An 18,480-nucleotide genomic window follows, 5' to 3' on the forward strand; every position below is an offset into this window, starting at 1 on the left:
GGCCGTGCCGGAGACCGACTGGTGGCGCCACGCGGTCATCTACCAGGTGTACCCGCGCAGCTTCGCCGACGGGAACGGCGACGGCACCGGCGACCTCGCCGGCGTCCTGGACCGTCTTCCGTACCTGGTCCAACTGGGCATCGACGCCCTGTGGTTCACCCCCTGGTACCCCTCCCCGATGGCCGACGGCGGCTACGACGTGGCCGACTACCGCGGTATCCACCCCGACTTCGGGACCCTCGACGAGGCCGAGCGGTTGATCGCCGCCGCCCGCGAACGGGGGCTGCGCACCCTCGTCGACGTCGTGCCCAACCACGTCTCCCGCGCCCACCCGTGGTTCCGGGCGGCGCTCGCCGCGCCGCCGGGCAGCCCCGAGCGCGCCCGGTTCCACTTCCGTCCGGGTCGCGGCCCGGACGGCCGGGAGCCGCCCAACAACTGGACCTCCGAGTTCGGCGGCCCCGCCTGGACCCGCACCACCGCCCCCGACGGCACCCCCGGCGAGTGGTACCTGCACCTGTTCACCCCCGAGCAGCCCGACCTCAACTGGAGCCACCCCGAGGTCAGGTCGGAGTACGAAGCCGTGCTCCGCTTCTGGTTCGACCGGGGCGCCGCCGGCGTGCGCGTCGACACCGCGATCGCCCTGGCCAAGGACCCGGCCCTGCCCGACCTGGCGGACGACGGCGGTCCGCACCCCTACCTCGACCGCGACGAACTCCACGACCTCTACCGCTCGTGGCGCGCCGTCGCCGACTCCTACCCCGACCCCCGCGTCCTGGTCGGCGAGCTGTGGCTGCCCGACGCCCCCGAGCGGTTCGCCCGCTACCTGCGGCCCGACGAACTCCACACCGCCTTCAACTTCGACTTCCTGAGCAGTCCGTGGGCCGCCGGAGCGCTGCGCGCCCGCATCGACGCCACCCGCACCACCCACGCCGCGGTCGGCGCCCCCGCGACCTGGGTGCTGTGCAACCACGACGTGACCCGCACCGTCACCCGCTACGGTCGCGCCGACACCTCCTTCGACCTCGACGCCAGGCCCCACGGCGTCCCCACCGACCCGTCGCTGGGAACCCGCCGCGCCCGGGCCGCCGCCCTGCTCACCCTGGCCCTGCCCGGCGCGGTCTATCTCTACCAGGGTGAGGAACTGGGCCTGCCGGAGGTCGAGGACCTCCCCGCGGACCGGCGGCGCGACCCGATCCACGTCCGCTCCGGCGGCACCGACCCGGGCCGCGACGGCTGCCGGGTCCCCCTCCCCTGGTCCGGCACGGCCCCGCCGTTCGGCTTCACCCGGGACGGCGTCGAACCCTGGCTGCCGCAGCCCGCGCGGTGGGCCGACCTGACCGTGGCGGCACAGGACGGCGCCGCGGGTTCGATGCTGGAGCTGTACCGCGCCGCCCTGCGGCTGCGCCGCACGGGCCCGGCCACGGCCGACGCCCCGCTGCGGTGGCTGCCCAGCGGGGCCGACGTGCTCGCCTTCCGGCGCGGCGACCTGCTCTGCGCGGTCAACTTCGCAGACCGCCCCGTCGCCCTGCCCGCGGAGCACGCCCTCCTCCTCGCCAGCGGTCCCGTTCCCGACCGCACCCTGCCGCCGGACACCGCCGTCTGGCTGCGCGCCCCCGCCGACGGCCCCGACGAGCCGGCCCCACCGGCACCGTTCGGCGTCGCCCCTTAGGCGGACGCCCGCCCTGATACCGGGCCGGTCACCCGTGGCCGGCGGGAGGTGCCCGGGTCGGCGACCGCTCAGATGTGGCCCTCCCGTAGGGCGTAGGCGACCGCGTGGGCCCGGTTGCGCAGTTGCATGCGGGTCATCATCGCGTGCAGGACGTTCTTGACCGTCCGTTCGGAGTAGGCCAGCCGTTCCGCGATCTCACGGGTGCCCAGCCCCTCCGCGACGAGCTTGATGACGTCCACCTCCCGGGCCGTGAGCCCCAGCATCGGTGGCTGGTCGCCGTCGCTCATCGAGTGCCGGTACAGGCGGCTGGTCTGCGCCAGCACGCGGCCCAGCAGGTCCGGCGGGATCTGGCTGTCGCCGCGCGCGGCGGTGTGGATCGCCTCCACCAGCCGGGGGGCGGTGGCCTGGTGGCGCCAGACGACCACCCGCACCCCGCACTCGACGACGGCCATCATCTCCGGCTCCCGCAGTCGTTCGGCGATGAGCACGAGGGCCTGGTCGGTGCTTCGGGACAGTCGTCGCAGTTTGGTCGCCGCCAACTCGTGCAGCCGACCGGTGAGGATGACGGCGACCCCACCGGCCCGGGGCTCCTCGCGACCGATGACCTCCAGGGCGGGGTCGTCGCGTAAGAAACTGAGAATTCCGGTTTCGGACAGCGGATCGGACGTGTGGACGGTTACGGCTATGCGCTTCACTGGCACGGGTTTCCTGACAGGTCCCACGCCGTGGGTGGACGCGGGAACAACCGATGCGGCAAGGATTTTCCGGTCGGCTAAAACCGTCGGTGAACCGGTAGGGAATACGAGGGCGGAAATGGGGGGAGGGCACACCTCTGGTAAGGCCGACACGGTGGGACGATGCTGACGTGATTCTCTCCGGACTCCGGATATTGATCAAGAGTTGGTCAAGTCGGCAACGCCCAACTGGCGCGATCCGTTCCCCCGTCCCCCTCCGAAGCGGCAAGCCTCCCGGCCGATTCCCGCCGCCAACCCGCCCCGCTTTCGGCTGATTCAGAGCGCCACAGGCCCGGGACGTGCGGCGCAGCCCGCGCGCCCCGGGCCCGCACGTCCCTCACGGAACCGCCCACACGCCGACGCCCGTCCCCGTTCCTCGCCCCGCCCGACCACGCCCCGCCCTCAGCGCGCCCCGCACTTCACTCATTCCCGAGCCGACAACTCGCCCTCGCATAACCGCCGTCGGCGCGCCCCCTCCCATTCCACGGCGCACCGCACCCGCCGCCCCCAAGTCCTCCCACTGCGGCACCGCACACCAAGGCCCCGACCCACCCGACCGAAAACCCACCGGAGAACTCAGCCGAGAAGGGGCATCATCGCCCGCCATTCCTGAGGCCCATTGCCCCGCGCCAATACCAGGTACCCGACTAGCAATTTCCGCAAGACTTCGGGGAATCCGCATCGCCCGGGCTCGGCGCACCGCGCACGAACGTCCACCGCGCCCGGGAACCGTCCCGGACGTCAGCCGACGGCGGTCCCTCGGCGGGGAACCTCGGAGTAGGGGCCTCGCTCAAGCGCCCACCGCGCCGGACTGACCGGGGCCCGGAAAACGTACGACGCGGGCTCGGATCGGGCGGCCTCCGCCACCACCGCCCCACCGCGTGAGGACGGCTCCGCGCAGGAGCCACCAAGGGACCCGCGTAGCCGCAAGGGGCTCGCGCTGCGGGCACCGCCGCGTGGGCACGACCGCACCGGAACGAGCCGCGGCGCGTCCCACCGGAGCCGGCAGACCAACGTGAACCGGGGCCGACCCCTCGGCCTGCGAAGACGCCGGCCACGAAGTCGACCCCGACCCCGCGTCCACCCGATTCGGGCGATCCCCCGCGTCGCCCGAATCAGGCAGCCTGACCGGATTCGCCACCCTGACGGGCGGCCATCCGATCCTGTGCTGAGTATATTGGCTCTCAGCCAGTCAACGCAGGAGTTACAGGATGTCCCCCCGCAGCGCATCGGTCAATGAAGAATTGCGGCGGCGTTCCCGCGAGCGGCTGTTGCAGGCGACGGTCGAGCTGGTGGGCGAGCGCGGGTACGACGCCACGACGCTCGGTGACATCGCCCGGCGCGCGGGGGCGGCACGCGGTCTGATCTCGTACTACTTCCCGAGCAAGCACCAACTGCTGCAGTCGGCGGTGCACCGCCTGATGCACCGCACCCTCCAGGCCGCGCTGGAACGGGAGCCGCGGCCGATCGGACCGGACGCCGGGCGGGAGCTGCTGGCCCGGGCCATCGACGCGATCCTGGGGCTGGCCCACGACGAGCCGCTGCTGATGCGCACGCACATGGCCGGCATCCTCACGTCCCCGGGGTTCATCCAGTGCCCGGAGCAGCAGCGGCTCGCCGAGTTGCTGCGCGAGACGGTGGTGGCCTACGGGTCGGCGGCCCCGGACACCGACTACCCGCTGTTGCGGGCGCTGCTGATGGGATCGGTGGTGCCCATGTTGCTTCCGGGGGCTCAGATGCCACGGGTACGGCTGCGCGCCGAGTTGTTTCAGCGGTACGGACTGGACTGGCAGCTGGGCGTGCCACCGGGCGAGCGGCCGTCCGAGAACCGTTGACGCGGGGATGTCCGGCCGGATGAGGCGCGGAGTCGACGGGCCGGGCACCGCCCGTCGGCGTGGGGGCGCGGCGCGCCGCGCCCCCACCTCACAGGGCCATACAGCTAGCGCTTGTTGTGCCGCGGCGTGAGCAGGCCGGCGTCGCGGGCGCCGGCGATCAGGCGGAGGGCCCGGCGCCGGTTGCGGCCGGTGGCGTGCATGACGGCGACGACGGGGTCCCGCCCCTCCTGCTGGGCCTCGCGGTAGGCGGCCGCGGCGATCTTGCGGCGTTCGCCGGCGCGTGAGCGCACGAGGACGGCCGAACGGGCGGCGGGCGGCGCCGCGTCCGGCTCCTGGGCCGCGGGGCCGTCCACGGGGGCGGGCGCGGCGGGATCCGGCTCCGGTGCGGCGTCCGGCGCCGGGGCCGACACGGAGTCGGAGGTCCCGCCCCTCGGGGTGACCGCCCGAGCCCCGGCGATTCCGGTCGGGGTGGCCGCCGGAGCCCCCGCGGGCCCGGTCGCCGAGGTCCCGGGAGCCGGTCCGGCGCCCGAACCGCAGAGGCGGCCGGCGCCGTGGACGACCTGGCCCCTGGGTGGGGCGGTGCCCGCGCGGGGCTCCCGGGGCCGGGCCGGGCTCGTTTCCTGCCCGCAGGCGCGGGGGGCCGGTGCGGGCTCCGGGCCCGACGGCGCGACGGCGCCGGGGCGGTCCTTCGGCGGGCGTCCGGTGGCCGCGCGGCACGCGTCGTCGAGGGGGCCCTCGATCCAGTGGGCGAGGGAGGCGAGGGCGTCCAGTGTCAGGGGTGGGTCGGCGCGGACGTCCTCCACCGTGAGGCGCTCGGCGGTGACCGTCACCAGGACGTCGACGCGGGCCCCGTGGGGGAAGGTCAGCCGGGCGCTGAACCAGGGGCCCAGTTCGGACGCGGCCGAGCCATGCGCCTGAAGCTCCCAATCGGGCCACTCCAATGCCCCGGCTTGCGCTTTATATCGGTGGTTATCGGTATAAAACTCACTTTCCGACACAAACAAAACCTAGCCCCCAGCTCACCCGGCCACGGGGCGCGGCACGCTCAGCGGACCGGGAGCAACCCCGATAGCGCAGCTCTCCCGCCGCACGCCCGCCGGTGCGATGCTGGGGGTACTCCGCGGAAGGGGCCACCCGTGCTTCGTGTCGCAGTGATCGGTTCCGGACCGAGCGGTGTCTACACCGCCCAAACGCTGGTCGAGCAGGACACCGTCCCGGACATCGAGGTCTACGTCCTGGACCGGCTGCCCTGTCCGTACGGTCTGGTGCGCTACGGCGTGGCACCCGATCACGAGAAGATCAAGTCGCTGCAGAACAACCTGCGGACGGTGCTGGAGCACCCCCGGGTGCACTTCCTGGGCAACGTCACGGTGGGCGACGCCGGGGTGGGGCTGCGGGAGTTGCGGGAGATGTTCCACGCCGTGGTGTTCTGCGTGGGGGCCGCCACCGACCGACATCTGAACGTCCCCGGCGAGGAGCTGCCGGGCAGCCACCCGGCCACCGACTTCGTCGCCTGGTACAGCGCGCACCCGGACGCGGCGACCGACGGCTTCGCGCTGACCGCCCGCTCGGCGGTGGTCATCGGGGTGGGCAACGTGGCGGTGGACGTGGCCCGGATGCTGTCCCGCGGCCCCGCCGAACTCGCCGCCACCGACATGCCGCAGGGGGCGCTCGGGGCGCTCGCCGACAGCCGGGTCGAGGACGTGTGGATGGTGGGGCGGCGGGGCCCCTCGCACGCCAAGTTCACCACCAAGGAGCTGCGGGAGTTGGGGGCGCTGCCCGGCACGCAGGTGCTCGTCCGCCCCGAGGAGTTGGCGCTGGACCCGGCGTACCGCGATCCGGCCGGCCTGCCGGCACCGGTGCGGCGCAACGTCGAGGTGCTGCGCGACTGGGCCGAGCGGCCGGTGGAGCGGGCGGCGGGGATGGGCCGGGCCCGCCGGATCCACCTGCGGTTCTTCCTGCGGCCCGTGGAGGTCCTCGGGGATCCGGTCGCCGGGGTGCGCGCGGTGCGGTTCGAGCGGACCGTGCCCGACGGGCGCGGCGGGGTCGCGGGGACGGGCGAGCACGAGGAGATCGAGGGGCAGTTGGTGCTGCGTTCGGTCGGCTACCGGGGGACGCCGCAGCCGGGGTTGCCGTTCGACGAGGCGACGGGCACGGTGCCGCACGCGGCCGGGCGGGTGCTGCGGGACGGCGAGCCGTACCCGGGGGTCTACGTGGCCGGGTGGATCAAGCGCGGCCCGACCGGGGTGATCGGCACCAACCGCCCGTGCGCGAAGGAGACCGCGACCTCCCTGTTGGCGGACGCGGCGCGGCTGGCCCGGCGGACGGTCGCGGTGGACCCGGTGGCGGCACTGGAGCGGACCGGGGCGCGGCCGGTGCCCTGGCGCGGCTGGCTGGCCATCGAGGCGGCGGAAGCGCAGTGGGGGCGCGGCCTGGGGCGCGGCACGGTCAAGCTGGCGGACTGGACGGAGCTGCTGCGTGCGGCGCGGTCGGTGATGGTGGGGCGTTGAGCCGACGCGGGGCAACTCCCGCCGGCCGCGCGGCGGGCGGGAGTTCACCGCCCGGGCGGGCCCGGGCGGTGCGGCACGTGCGCCCCGGGGGACGCGGCGGGCGCCGGCCCGTTCAGCGTTCGCCGAGGCGGCGCTCCTGGAGGCCGGCCGCCCGCAGCACGCCGTCGATCAGGCCCGGGAACAACGCTTCGAGGTCGGCCCGGCGCAGGCCGTTCATCTTGGCGGTGCCGCGGTAGAACTGCTGGATCACGCCGTGCTCGCGCAGTACCCGGAAGTGGTGCGTACAGGTCGACTTGCTGACCGGGAGTTCGATGTCCGCGCAGCTCAACTCGCCCTCGGCGGCGGCCAACACGCAGACGATCCGCAGCCGCATCGGGTCGGCGAGGGCGTGCAGGACCTGGGCGAGCCGGATCTCCTCACGGCCCGGATGCGGGAGCGACCGGGCGCCCGAGACGGGCTCGGCGGCTGGCGTATCGGTCGACATGTCGGCTCCTGACCTGCGGTGCTGTTGGGCCGGCGACGCGCTCGCACGCGAGGTCCCCGAGAAGGGTCACCACGGCCTCTGAAGCCCCCATTGTACGAGACCCATCGTAGTTTGACACCTGCCGTACTACGATGCCTATCGTATGAACGTGGGGTCGACCGGCCCCGCCCCGTCCAGGTACAGGAGCCTGCCGTGAGCGCACTCTTCGAGCCCCTCACCCTCCGGTCGCTGACCGTCCCGAACCGCCTCTGGATGGCGCCCATGTGCCAATACTCCGCAGCACCCGAAGGTCCGGCCGAGGGCGCACCCGGGGACTGGCACTTCCAGCACCTGGCGGCGCGGGCGGCCGGCGGCACCGGCCTGATCCTGGCCGAGGCCACCGCGGTCAGCCCCGAGGGCCGGATCAGCCCCTACGACCTCGGACTGTGGAACGACACCCAGACGGCGGCGTTCCGCCGGATCACCGACGCGATCAAGGCCCAGAACAGCGTTCCCGGCATCCAGATCGCGCACGCCGGCCGCAAGGCGTCCACCGAACGCACCTGGGTGGACCGCGGGCGCACCCTGCGGCCCGAGGAGCAGTACGGCTGGCGGCCGGTCGGCCCGAGCCCCGTGGCGTTCACCGAGCGGTCCACCACCCCCGCCGAGCTGTCCGTCGAGCAGATCGCCGAGGTGGTCGGGAAGTTCGCCGAGACCGCTCGCCGGGCGCTGGCCGCCGGCTTCCAGGTGGTCGAGATCCACGGCGCGCACGGCTACCTGATCAACCAGTTCCTCTCCCCGTACAGCAACCGGCGCACCGACGCCTACGGCGGCTCGTACGAGAACCGGACGCGGCTGGCGCTGGAGGTCGTCGACGCGGTGCGCGCGGTCTGGCCCGACGAGCTGCCGGTGCTCTTCCGGATCTCGGCGACCGACTGGCTCAGCGAGGACGCCGGCGACGACCGCGAGGGCTGGACCGCCGACGAGACCGTGCGGTTCGCCGGCGACCTGCGGGAGCACGGCGTCGACCTGCTGGACACCTCCACCGGCGGCAACGCCCCGGACGCGAAGATCGCGGTCGCACCGGGCTACCAGGTGCCGTTCGCCGAGCGGGTCAAGAAGGAGACCGGCCTCGCGGTGGGCGCCGTCGGCCTGATCACCGAGGCCCGGCAGGCCGAGAAGATCGTCGCGGACGGCCAGGCCGACGCGGTGCTGCTCGGCCGCGAACTGCTGCGCTCGCCGAGTTTCGCCCAGCACGCGGCGCGCGAACTCGGCGCCGCCGTGCACCTCCCGCAGCAGTACCACCGGGCCGTCTGACCTGCGCGGACACCGACCGGAACGCCGTTGTCAGTGGCCGGGTGCACACTGGCGACCAGCTGGGACAACGGCGTTTCGGAGGTGTTTTGGCATGACAGACGTACTCCTCGCGGTGGGCACCCGCAAAGGGTTGTTCCTCGGCCGCCGGCGGCGCGGCAACTGGCAGTTGGGCGGGCCGCACTTCCCCGCGCAGGCGGTGTACTCCCTCGCGATCGACACCCGTGGCGCGCGGCCGCGGGTGCTGGCCGGAGCCGACAGCGCGCACTGGGGCCCGTCGGTCTTCCACTCCGACGACCTGGGCGTCAGCTGGCACGAACCGGCCCGACCGGCCGTCACGTACCCCAAGGACACCGGGACTTCACTGGAGCGGGTGTGGCAGCTGCACCCCGCGGGCCCCGCCGCTCCCGAGGTGATCTACGCCGGCACCGAGCCCGGTGGCCTCTTCCGGTCCGCGGACCGCGGCGAGACCTTCGAGCTGGTCCGGGCGTTGTGGGAGCACCCCAGCCGCGCGAAGTGGGTGCCGGGCGGCGGCGGGCTGGCCGTGCACACCGTGGTCACCGACCCGCGGGACGCCGCCGCGGTGACCGTCGCGGTCTCCGCGGCCGGGGTGTTCCGCAGCGAGGACGGCGGCACCAGCTGGGCAGCGTCCAACAAGGGCGTCAAGGCGGTCTTCCTGCCCGACCAGCACCCCGAGTTCGGGCAGTGCGTCCACAAGATCGCGCCGGATCCGGTCGACCACGACCGGCTCTACCTCCAGAACCACTGGGGCGTCTACCGCAGCGACGACGCCGGGGCGCACTGGACGGACATCGGCTCCGCTCTCCCCTCGGACTTCGGCTTCGCGGTGGCCGCGCACCCCCACCGGACCGGCGTCGCCTACCTCTTCCCGATCACCGCGGACATCGACCGGGTCCCGGCCGGACACCGCTGCCGGGTCTTCCGCACCTGCGACGCCGGCGCGAGCTGGGAGCCGCTGGACGCCGGGCTGCCGGCCGAGGACCACTACGGCACGGTGCTGCGGGACGCCCTCTGCGTCGACGACGCCGACCCCGCGGGGGTGTACTTCGGCAACCGCAACGGCGAGCTGTACGCCAGCGCCGACGACGGCGACACCTGGCGGCAGCTCGCCGCCCACCTGCCCGACGTGCTGTGCGTCCGGGCGGCGGTGGTGGGCTGAGCCGCGGCGGGCCGGGAGTTGAAGGGGGGCGGGCCTCGGCCAGTAGGGTGAGCCCGTGGCTGCACGACCTCTCCAAGACATCGTCGAACCAGGCTGGGCCAAGGCACTTGAGCCGGTCGCCGGACAGATCGCCGCGATGGGCGACTTCCTGCGGGCGGAGATCGCGGCCGGCCGGACCTACCTCCCCGCGGGCAGCAACGTGCTGCGCGCCTTCCAGCAACCCTTCGATGAGGTGCGGGTGCTCATCGTCGGACAGGACCCCTACCCCACCCCGGGCCATGCCGTCGGGCTGAGCTTCTCCGTGGCACCGGACGTCCGCCCGCTGCCCGGGAGCCTGGAGAACATCTTCCGCGAGATGCACTCCGACCTCGGGCTGCCCCGCCCCGCCAACGGCGACCTCACCCCGTGGACGCAGCAGGGCGTACTGCTGCTGAACAGAGCGCTGACCACCGCGCCGCGCAAGCCCGCCGCGCACCGCGGCAAGGGCTGGGAGCAGGTCACCGAGCAGGCCATCCGGGCCCTGGTGGCGCGCGGCGGCCCGCTGGTGGCGGTGCTCTGGGGAAGCGACGCGCGCAGACTGCGACCGCTGCTGGGCAACCTCCCGGCGGTCGAGTCCGTCCACCCCTCCCCGATGTCCGCCGACCGCGGGTTCTTCGGCTCGCGGCCGTTCAGCCGGGTCAACGACCTCCTCGTCGGGCAGGGCGCCCAGCCGGTGGACTGGCGCCTGCCCTGAGCCGGCGCGGGCCCGTGGGGCGGGGATAGTGTTCCCCGCATGACGAATCCGAACATCCCTGCGGGTTGGTACGCCGACCCGCAGGGCACCCCCCACCTGCTCCGCTGGTGGGACGGCGCCCAGTGGACCGGTCACACGCACCCCGGTCAGCAGGCCCAGGCCGCGGCGCAGGCCGGTCAGCCGGGCCAGCCGCTGCCCGCCCAGCAGCAGGCGCCCCAGCAGTACGCGCAGCAGCAGCCGGCCCAGGTCCCGTACGGCCAGCAGGGCGGGTACCCGCAGCAGATGATGCCGGGGCCGGCCGGTCAGCCGGGCCCCCACTCCGCCGACGAGCACCACCAGGCGCAGCAGCAGGCCGGCATCCGGCACCAGGCACAGCAGCAGGCCGGCGTGGCCCCCACCGGGCCGGGCGGCGGCTCGCTCTTCACCGAGCCGGTGCTGGTGGTCAACCAGAAGGCCAAGCTCATCGAGGTGAGCAACGAGTACGCGGTCTACGACCAGCACGGCAACACCCTCGGCTCGGTCGTCGAGATCGGCCAGAGCACCGCGAGGAAGGTGCTCCGGGTGGTGTCCAGCCTGGACCAGTACATGACCCACAAGCTGGAGATCCGGGACGCCTACGGCCAGCCCCAGCTGGTGCTGACCCGGCCGGCGAAGCTGATCAAGTCCAAGGTGCTGGTGGCGCGTCCGGACGGCCAGCCGGTCGGCGAGATCGTCCAGCAGAACGCCATCGGGAAGATCAACTTCGCGATGCAGGTCAACGGCCAGCAGGTCGGCGCCATCAAGGCGGAGAACTGGCGCGCCTGGAACTTCGCCATCGTCGACCACACCGAGACCGAGATCGCCCGGATCACCAAGACCTGGGAGGGGCTGGCGAAGACGATGTTCACGAGCGCGGACAACTACGTGCTGCAGATCCACCGACAGCTGCCCGACCCACTGCTGAGCCTGGTCGTGGCGACCGCGCTGACCGTCGACACCGCCCTCAAGCAGGACTCCCGCGGCCTTGGCTGAGCCCGTGGGCGACGGCGCCGGCGGCCACGTCCTGGGCGTGGACTCGGGCGGGTCCGGCCTGCGGATCGCGGTGGCCCGGATCGCGCCGGACGGTGGGATGCCCCGGACGGCCGCCACGTTCACCTCGCACGATCCGGTGCGCACCGGCCCGACCGGCATCGACGCGGACCACATGCTCGAACAACTCCTGCCGGCCGCAACGGAGTTGGCGCGACAGGTGGGGGCGGTCGGGTTCGCCGCGGGGTGCGTCGGCGCCGCCGGGATGGGCACACTCGGCGACGCCCTGCGCGCCCGGCTGCCCGAGGCACTGTCCGACGCCTTCGGGGTGCGGCGCCTCGCACTCGCCGCGGACGCCGTGACCGCCTACGCCGGGGCGCTCGGCCAGCAGCCGGGCGCCGTGGTCGCCGCCGGCACCGGCCTGGTCGCCCTGGGCGCCGACCTGACGCCGTCGGGCGGCTGGCGCCGGGCCGACGGCTGGGGGCACCTGCTGGGCGACTGCGGCAGCGGAGCCTGGATCGGGCGGGCCGGACTGGAGGCGGCGCTGCGCGCCCACGACGGCCGTCCCGGCGGCTCGCGGACCCTGCTGGACCGGGCACAGGCGGTGTTCGGACCGGTCGCCGGGCTGCCCGCCGCGCTCTATCCGCGGCCGGACCGACCCGCCGTACTGGCCTCGTTCGCGCCCGAGGTCGCCCGGTGCGCGGCGCGGGACCCGCTCGCCGCCGGAATCCTGGCCGACGCCGCACGCCACATCGCGGACGCGGCGGCCGCGGCCTGCCCGCCGGTCCCGGGCGCGGCGGTCGCGCTCACCGGGGGCCTCCTGGCCCTGGGGGACCCGCTGCGGGTCCCGCTGCGCGCGGCACTCGCCGAACGGCTCCCCGACGCCCGGCCCGCCGAGGCCGCCGGGAGCCCGCTCGACGGAGCGCTGGCGATCGCCGCGGCGCTGGCCGAGGACCGGCTGGCGCTCCCCGTCGACGGGAAGTTGTTGCAGATCACAGGGCATATGGCGGACCCGCCACCCCGACGCGCGGGATAAAACGGGACGGATACCTCGTGGTGGAACCCTCCCTCGGCAGCCGGGCACGACGAGGCGTTAGCATGCGGCGCCATGAGTTCCCCCACTGGGCCCGCACCTGGCTCGCCCCGTTTTGACGCCGTAGCCCCCGGCCTGCCCGTACGCACGCCGCGCACGCGGCAGTCCGGCCGCCACCGCAAGCCGGAACCGCTCGCCGCACCCGAGGGCGCACCCGCCCTGGTGCTGGCCGTGCCCGGCGCACCCACCCCCGCCTCGCGCAGCCTGGCGGAGGAGGTCTCCAGCATCGCCCGGTCCGAACTGCCCGGCCTCGACGCCCGGATCGGCTACGTCGACGGCGGGGACGACGCGTTCCCGTCGCTTCAGGCGGTGCTGACGCAGGCCGCCGCCGAGCAGAAGGCGCGGGCGGTCGCGGCCGGCCAGCCCGACCCCGGTCCCGGCGCGGTCGTCGTCCCGCTGCTGGCCGGGCCGGACAGCGCCCTGCTGCGCCGGATACGTCAGGCCATCATGAACAGCGGCTCCGGGGCCGAACTGACCGACGTGCTCGGCCCGCACCCGCTGCTCGCCGAGGCGCTGCACGTCCGGCTGTCCGAGGTCGGTCTGGCCCGTGCCGACCGGGCCCGGCTGTTCACCGTCGCGACCGCCGCGGACGGCATCATCCTGGCCACCGTCGGCGGCGAGGAGGCGGTGCAGGCCGCCGGCATCACCGGCATGCTGCTCTCCGCCCGACTGGCGGTGCCGGTGCTGGCCGCCGGGCTGGACGAGGAGGGCGCCATCGCCCGCACCGCCGAGCAGCTGCGCACCTCCGGTTCGCAGCAGCTGGCGCTGGCCCCGTACCTGATCGGCCCCGAACTCGCCGACGGCCTGCTGGGGGCGGCCGCGGCGGAGGCGGGCTGCGCGTCCGCCGAGGCGCTGGGCGCGTACGGCGCGGTGGGCCGGCTGGTGCTGTCGAACTACGCGGCCAAGATGGGGATCACCCTGCCGGGCCAGGGGCTGGGGGCGGCCGTCCGGTAAGTCTGCGGCACCGTCGCGCGGCACCGGCAGGACGACCGGAGCCGCGCACCCGTTCACCGAGGGCCGTCCCGCGCCGCACGCGCGGGGCGGCCCGTCGCACGCGCGGGCCCCGGTCCGGCCCCTGCACCCCCGCTGAGCGGCGCAGACGCCCCCTGGACGGGCCGGGCGGGCCGGCGTGGCCCCGGAACGCCGGCGGGCCGGTCGCGGGCGGCGTAGGGGCGCTCAGTGGCCGTCGTGCGCCCCCGTGTGCTCCGCCCGGCGGCCGGCGTTCCCGCGCGGCCGATGAGTCGGGCCGCGCCGCCCCGTCTACCGTCATGGCCCGCCCGTCAGCACAGGAGGACACCATGTCGGACACCACCGCGCCCGAGGACGTCGCCCGCGCCTGCTTCGCCGCGTACCTGGCCCAGGACCGGCCGGCCATGGAGCGGCTGCTCGCCGAGGAGTTCGTCTTCACCAGCCCGCAGGACGACCACCTCGACCGGGCCGCGTTCCTGGAGGTCTGCTTCCCCACCGCGGACCGGGTCCGCTCGCAGGTGGTCCTCGACGCCGTCCCGTTCGGCGACGGCCAGGTCTTCGTCCGCTACGCGTACGAGCTGCTGAGCGGCGAACGGCACCGCAACGTCGAGGTGATGACGGTGCGGGGCGGGCGGCTCACCGAGACCCAGGTGTACTTCGGCGGGCGCTTCCCCCAGGGGTGACGGCGCACCGGCCGACCCTACGGGCCGCGCCCCGCCCCGCAACGGCCCGTCAGGCGAAGACCACGCAGGAGACGGCCGGTGCCGCGACGGAGCCGCCGCGGACCGGGAGGCCGGTCTCGGGGTCGACGGTGAACCAGGTGACGTCGCCGGAGCGTTCGTTGGCGGCGTAGAGGTGGCGCCCGTCGGGGTGCAGCGCGAGGTCGCGCGGCCAGTGGCCGCCGCACGGCACGGTGGCGCGCAGGGTGGCGGTCCCGGCCCGGGCGTCGAGGGCGAGCACCGCGATGCTGTCGTGGCCGCGGTGGGCCGCCCAGACGAACCGGCCGTCCGGGGAGACGACCAGCGCGGAGGGGAACGTCGGGTCGGTGCCCGCGGCGCCGACCGGCAGCAGCGGGGTCTCCCCCAGCGGCGTCAACGTGCCCCGGTCGGCGTCCCAGCGGCAGAGCGTCAGGGTCGGTTCGAGTTCGTTGACGACGCAGGCGAGGTGGCCGGCCGGGTGGAAGGCGAGGTGGCGGGGGCCGCTGCCGGGGCGCAGCGGCGCCTCGTCGTGCACGGTGAGCGTGCCGCTCGCGGGGGCGAGGGCGTAGGTGCGGACCGAGTCGGTGCCCAGGTCGACGCCGAGCAGCCAGCGACCGCTGGGGTCGGGCAGCACCGCGTGGGCGTGCGGTCCCTCCTGGCGGTCGGTCCGGGGGCCGTTGCCCTGGTGGGCGAGGACCCGTGCCGGGCCGTCGAGCGTGCCGTCGTCCCGTACGGGCAGCGTGCTGACGTCGCCGGAGCTGTAGTTGGCGGTGACCAGGTGGCCGGCGGTCAGCGTGAGGTGGGTGGGGTCGGCGCCGCCGACGGGGACGGCGGGGGCGAGCAGGTCCGGCCCTTCGGGGGTGAGGCGGAAGGCGGCGGCGGCGCCGTGCGGGGTCTCACTGACCGCGTAGAGGCGGCGGCCGGCCCGGTCGGGCACCAGGTAGGAGGGGTTGGGCACGGCGTCGGTGGAGTGCAGCGGCGTCAGCGCGCCGGACTCCGGGTCGACGGCCGCGGTGGTGATGCCGTGGCCGCCGGCGGCGGTGAAGGAGCCGAGGTAGGCGCGGACGCCCGCGCCGTCGGCCGGTCCGCCGGTGGTCCGCCCGGTACCTCGTTGCTTCGTCGCCATGGGTCGCCGCCCTTCGTCCGTCTTGCCCGACGGGCTGTCCGGGAGAGGGGCGGCGGGCCCGCCGCGGCCCCTCCGGGACGGCCTCGCGCTGTCCCGGCGACGCTAACAGGACGGGTGGGCCCGGCGCCGGCAGTGGCCGGGAGTGGACCACGGCCGGCCGGCGCGACGGGTCAGGCCCCCGCCGGGACGCGGCCGGACCTGCCGAGGGGCACGGCGAGGGCGAGGAGGGCCTGCTCCAGGGCGTGCAGGTGGGCCAGTACGGGTTCGCCGTCGGCGGCGTGCGCGGCGGTCTCGGCTCCGGCCGGCCGGCGCCGCGCGTCGATCGGGGCGTCGGTGAGGGCCTCGACGGCGGCTTCCACCCGCCAGCACGCCGCGACGAGCCGGGCGTCGTGCGAGGCCACCGGGTCGGCGGCGATCGAGGCGAGCCCGCGCACCTCGCGCGCGCAGTCGTCGAGCAGCGCGACGATCTGCCGGGCCCGACGCTTGCGCGCCCGCGAGGGGCTGAGCGGATGCACCAGCGGGACGAGGGACAGCCGCACGCGGCCCAGGATCGCCTCCAGCTCGGCGACCCGCGGCGCCGGGTCGGCCGCCGCGTCCCCGGCCAGCCGGGCGGCGGCCGCCGCCGTGCACGCGTGCACGCAGCGCACGGCCTGCTCGACCCGCTCGTCGGTGACGGCGTGCGTGGTCACCGGCAGCACGAGGAGCACCGCGAGCAGGGCGCCCAGCGCGCCGACGGCCGTCTCGCCCACCCGCAGCGCGAGCAGCGCCGGATCAAGCACGCCGAGCAGCCCGTAGAGCATGCTCGCCAGCACCGTGACGGCGAGCATCATCCAGGTGTAGGAGACGGCGGCGGCGTAGAAGATCCCGAAGACGCTGAGGGCGACGACCACGGCGGCCGCGACCGGCTCGTCGTGCAGCGGGACGGCGACGGCGAAGCCGAGGGCGACCCCGAGCACCGTGCCCAGGAACCGCCGGAACCCGCGGACGATCGTCTCGCCCCGCGAGGTGGTGTTGACGAACACCCACCAGGTGGCGCCCACCGCCCAGTACCAGCGCTGGTCGGACAGCAGGTGCCCGGCGCCGAGCGCGAGGGCGGCCCCCACGGTCGCCTGCACCGCCTGCCGCGTCGTGATCCGTGCGAACCCCGTCCCCCCGGCGGGCGCGGCCGGCGCGGCGGGCGCCGGCAACCGCCGTTCGTAGCACCAGGCGGCGAACCGCACCGCCGACGCCGCCGCGAGTCCGAGCAGCAGCGCCGCGTACAGCTCGGGGAGCTGGCCGGGGACGGTGTGCAGGAACTGCGCGGCAAAAAAGATCATGAAGGCGAAGACGCCCAGCGCGTGCCCGCGCGGTCCCCACCGCCGCGCGTACACCCCGGCCCCCACGACGGCGAGGAACGCCAGGTCGCGTGCGACGGGCACGCCGTGCAGCAGGGCCGCCAGCCCGAGCACCGGGAGCCCGACGAGCGGCAGCAGCGCGGTCGTCACGGCCTGCCCGCGCACCGTCGGGTCGGTCACCGTGAACAGGGCGAGCAGCGCGGCCAGGCCGCCGGTGATCGCGGCGATCAGCGAGTGTCCGACCGCTCCGCACAACGCCACGGCGCACCCGATCCCGAGCACGGCCCGGGCCGCGAACCGCAGCCGGATCCGGCCCGGATCCGGCGCCACGAACGCCTTCTTCAGCAAGTTGCCCCGCCCCTTCCGTGCACAGGTGCACCACGACATGAGAAAGGCGCCGCGGGGATCCCGCAGCGCCATCGACTCGTACATTTCACCATCGATACGGCCGATGGCTCAACAGTCAACTGATTCACTGGGCCAATGGCGTAGTTTTGGATCTTCCGAGGCTGCCACTGCGGGGCCAATGGAGCACTCCTGGCCGCACTCGGCGCACTCGGCGCCCGGAGCGGGTGCGAGGTCGACCGCGCGTCCGGCCGGCAGTCCGGCGGGCACCCGTCGGCCGGGCCTGCGACGCCCCTCCGGTGCGCCGCCGGCGTCGGCCGCCCGTCCGTCCCTCCGTCCGTTCCCGACCCATCCGCGCTGCGCCCGGCGCCGAACCAAGGGTGCCCGCGTCTCCCCCGGAGGTGTTCATGCACGTCCCGGAGGTGTTCATGCACGTCGCAGCCCGCGGCGAACCGTCCTCTGCGCCCGCCCGGGGTGGGGCCGCTCCGTCGCGAGCGGCCCCGGGCCCATCATGGAGCGGGGCCTGTGGAGTTGGACCCGCCACCCCACCTACTTCGGCGACTTCCTCGTCTGGTGGGGGTTGTTCGCCCAGGCCTGCCGCGACTGGCGGGCCGCCGCCGTCGCGTGCGCGTCACCGATGGTGATGTCGTACCTTCTCATCGGCGGCAGCGGCAAACGCCTGCTGGAGAACCACACGGCGCACCGTCCCGGCTACGCCGCCTACCGGGCACGCACCAGTGGGTTCCTCCCGCTCCCATCGCCACGCAAGGGACCGCACCGATGACCACTGCCGACCGCGCCCCTCGTGCCCCCCGCGCCCACCCTCCGTCGTCGGACCCGGCGCACCGGCCGCTCGTCGTCCACGGCGGCCCGGCCGCCCCGCGCTCCGCGGTGCTGTTCCTCCACGGCGGCCAGGCCGACGGCACCCGACCGCCGCCGCTGCTGAACCTTCCCGCGCTGCGCATGCGGCCGTTCCGGCGCGCGGTGACCCGGGCGGCGATGGGGGAGGCGCCGCTGCTCGCGTCCGTGCGCTACCGCTGCCGCGGCTGGAACGGCGCGGCGGCGGACGCCGCGCGGGACGCCCGGTGGGCCGTCGAGGCGCTGGTGGCCGACCACCCCGGGCTGCGGATCGTCCTCGTCGGCCATTCCATGGGCGGGCGGGCGGCGCTCCACGCCGGCGGGCACCCCGCGGTCCGCGGCATCGTCGCGCTCGCGCCCTGGTGCCCGCCCGAGGACCCGGTGGACCACCTCCGGGGCAAGCCCCTGGCGCTGCTGCACGACGTCCGCGACCGCGTCACCGCCTACCAGGACTCGCGCGCCTACGGTGAACGTGCCCGACTGGCCGGCGCTGACGTGGAGTTCCTCACGATGCCGCGCGGGCGCCACACCATGCTCCAGGAGGCCGGGAAGTGGCACCGGACCACCGCCCGGCTCGCCCGCGCCATGCTCGCCGGCGGGGCGTCGTGACC

General features: G+C 75.0%; 16 protein-coding genes and 1 pseudogene. 12 read left to right on the forward strand and 5 right to left on the reverse strand.

Annotation, left to right across the window (positions count from 1 at the left end):
• Nucleotides 1-4: 4 nt before the first annotated feature.
• On the forward strand, nucleotides 5-1,669 hold the full coding sequence (locus ABD385_RS01125) for a glycoside hydrolase family 13 protein (RefSeq protein ID WP_344573477.1): 1,665 nt from the start codon (nucleotides 5-7) through the stop codon (nucleotides 1,667-1,669).
• 68 nt (nucleotides 1,670-1,737) lie between these two features.
• On the opposite strand, the gene ABD385_RS01130 is transcribed toward ABD385_RS01125, so the two are convergent.
• Nucleotides 1,738-2,370 carry a helix-turn-helix transcriptional regulator gene (locus tag ABD385_RS01130; protein WP_344572921.1) on the reverse strand — a complete coding sequence of 211 codons (633 nt, stop codon included), beginning with the start codon at nucleotides 2,368-2,370 and terminating at the stop codon, nucleotides 1,738-1,740.
• Between the two features lie 1,244 nt (nucleotides 2,371-3,614).
• Between ABD385_RS01130 and ABD385_RS01135 the strand changes: the two genes are divergently transcribed.
• On the forward strand, nucleotides 3,615-4,238 hold the full coding sequence (locus tag ABD385_RS01135) for a TetR/AcrR family transcriptional regulator (protein ID WP_344572922.1): 624 nt from the start codon (nucleotides 3,615-3,617) through the stop codon (nucleotides 4,236-4,238).
• A 104-nt stretch (nucleotides 4,239-4,342) separates the two neighbouring features.
• Here the strand turns inward: ABD385_RS01135 and ABD385_RS41305 are convergent, their stop codons facing one another.
• Nucleotides 4,343-5,179, reverse strand: a complete 837-nt coding sequence (locus ABD385_RS41305) for a DUF6214 family protein (RefSeq protein WP_425585325.1) — start codon at nucleotides 5,177-5,179, stop codon at nucleotides 4,343-4,345.
• Between the two features lie 195 nt (nucleotides 5,180-5,374).
• On the opposite strand from ABD385_RS41305, the gene ABD385_RS01150 reads away from it, so the two are divergent.
• Nucleotides 5,375-6,748 (forward strand): FAD-dependent oxidoreductase, encoded by a 1,374-nt coding sequence (locus tag ABD385_RS01150; RefSeq protein ID WP_344572923.1) that lies wholly within the window; start codon nucleotides 5,375-5,377, stop codon nucleotides 6,746-6,748.
• Nucleotides 6,749-6,860: 112 nt separating this feature from the next.
• Here ABD385_RS01150 and ABD385_RS01155 read toward each other — a convergent pair whose 3' ends face one another.
• Nucleotides 6,861-7,232, reverse strand: coding sequence for an ArsR/SmtB family transcription factor (locus tag ABD385_RS01155; RefSeq protein ID WP_344572924.1), 372 nt, complete (start codon nucleotides 7,230-7,232; stop codon nucleotides 6,861-6,863).
• A gap of 192 nt (nucleotides 7,233-7,424) precedes the next feature.
• Here ABD385_RS01155 and ABD385_RS01160 point away from each other — a divergent pair, with 192 nt between their 5' ends.
• The 7 genes from ABD385_RS01160 (at nucleotide 7,425) to ABD385_RS01190 (ending at nucleotide 14,191) form a co-directional block, all read left to right on the forward strand.
• Nucleotides 7,425-8,528 carry an NADH:flavin oxidoreductase/NADH oxidase gene (locus ABD385_RS01160; protein WP_344572925.1) on the forward strand — a complete coding sequence of 368 codons (1,104 nt, stop codon included), beginning with the start codon at nucleotides 7,425-7,427 and terminating at the stop codon, nucleotides 8,526-8,528.
• A gap of 91 nt (nucleotides 8,529-8,619) precedes the next feature.
• Nucleotides 8,620-9,705: a WD40/YVTN/BNR-like repeat-containing protein gene (locus tag ABD385_RS01165; RefSeq protein ID WP_344572926.1), complete on the forward strand. Its 1,086-nt coding sequence runs from the start codon at nucleotides 8,620-8,622 to the stop codon at nucleotides 9,703-9,705.
• 55 nt (nucleotides 9,706-9,760) lie between these two features.
• Entirely contained in the window at nucleotides 9,761-10,438 is a 678-nt protein-coding gene (locus ABD385_RS01170; RefSeq protein ID WP_344572927.1) for a uracil-DNA glycosylase, read from the forward strand.
• A 39-nt stretch (nucleotides 10,439-10,477) separates the two neighbouring features.
• Entirely contained in the window at nucleotides 10,478-11,449 is a 972-nt protein-coding gene (locus ABD385_RS01175) for an LURP-one-related family protein (RefSeq protein WP_344572928.1), read from the forward strand.
• A complete protein-coding gene (locus ABD385_RS01180; protein WP_344572929.1) occupies nucleotides 11,442-12,482 on the forward strand; it encodes an N-acetylglucosamine kinase in 1,041 nt (346 codons plus the stop codon). Before ABD385_RS01175 ends, ABD385_RS01180 begins: the two co-directional genes overlap by 8 nt.
• 72 nt (nucleotides 12,483-12,554) lie before the next feature.
• Nucleotides 12,555-13,493, forward strand: coding sequence for a sirohydrochlorin chelatase (locus ABD385_RS01185; protein WP_344572930.1), 939 nt, complete (start codon nucleotides 12,555-12,557; stop codon nucleotides 13,491-13,493).
• Nucleotides 13,494-13,837: 344 nt separating this feature from the next.
• Nucleotides 13,838-14,191, forward strand: a complete 354-nt coding sequence (locus tag ABD385_RS01190; RefSeq protein WP_344572931.1) for a nuclear transport factor 2 family protein — start codon at nucleotides 13,838-13,840, stop codon at nucleotides 14,189-14,191.
• Between the two features lie 49 nt (nucleotides 14,192-14,240).
• Here ABD385_RS01190 and ABD385_RS01195 read toward each other — a convergent pair whose 3' ends face one another.
• Together ABD385_RS01195 and ABD385_RS01200 are read right to left on the reverse strand one after the other, a co-directional pair.
• Nucleotides 14,241-15,332, reverse strand: coding sequence for a lactonase family protein (locus ABD385_RS01195; RefSeq protein ID WP_344572932.1), 1,092 nt, complete (start codon nucleotides 15,330-15,332; stop codon nucleotides 14,241-14,243).
• Between the two features lie 170 nt (nucleotides 15,333-15,502).
• On the reverse strand, nucleotides 15,503-17,014 hold the full coding sequence (locus ABD385_RS01200; RefSeq protein WP_344572933.1) for an FUSC family protein: 1,512 nt from the start codon (nucleotides 17,012-17,014) through the stop codon (nucleotides 15,503-15,505).
• A 499-nt stretch (nucleotides 17,015-17,513) separates the two neighbouring features.
• Here ABD385_RS01200 and ABD385_RS01205 point away from each other — a divergent pair.
• Both ABD385_RS01205 and ABD385_RS01210 read left to right on the forward strand, forming a co-directional pair.
• A pseudogene (locus tag ABD385_RS01205) lies at nucleotides 17,514-17,795 on the forward strand (DUF1295 domain-containing protein); the annotation flags it as partial.
• Nucleotides 17,792-18,478 (forward strand): alpha/beta hydrolase, encoded by a 687-nt coding sequence (locus ABD385_RS01210; RefSeq protein WP_344572934.1) that lies wholly within the window; start codon nucleotides 17,792-17,794, stop codon nucleotides 18,476-18,478. The pseudogene ABD385_RS01205 and the gene ABD385_RS01210, both read left to right, overlap by 4 nt.
• Nucleotides 18,479-18,480: the final 2 nt, after the last annotated feature.

This window comes from Streptomyces lunalinharesii, assembly GCF_039532155.1.
In the GTDB taxonomy this organism is placed as follows: Bacteria; Actinomycetota; Actinomycetes; order Streptomycetales; family Streptomycetaceae; genus Streptomyces; species Streptomyces lunalinharesii.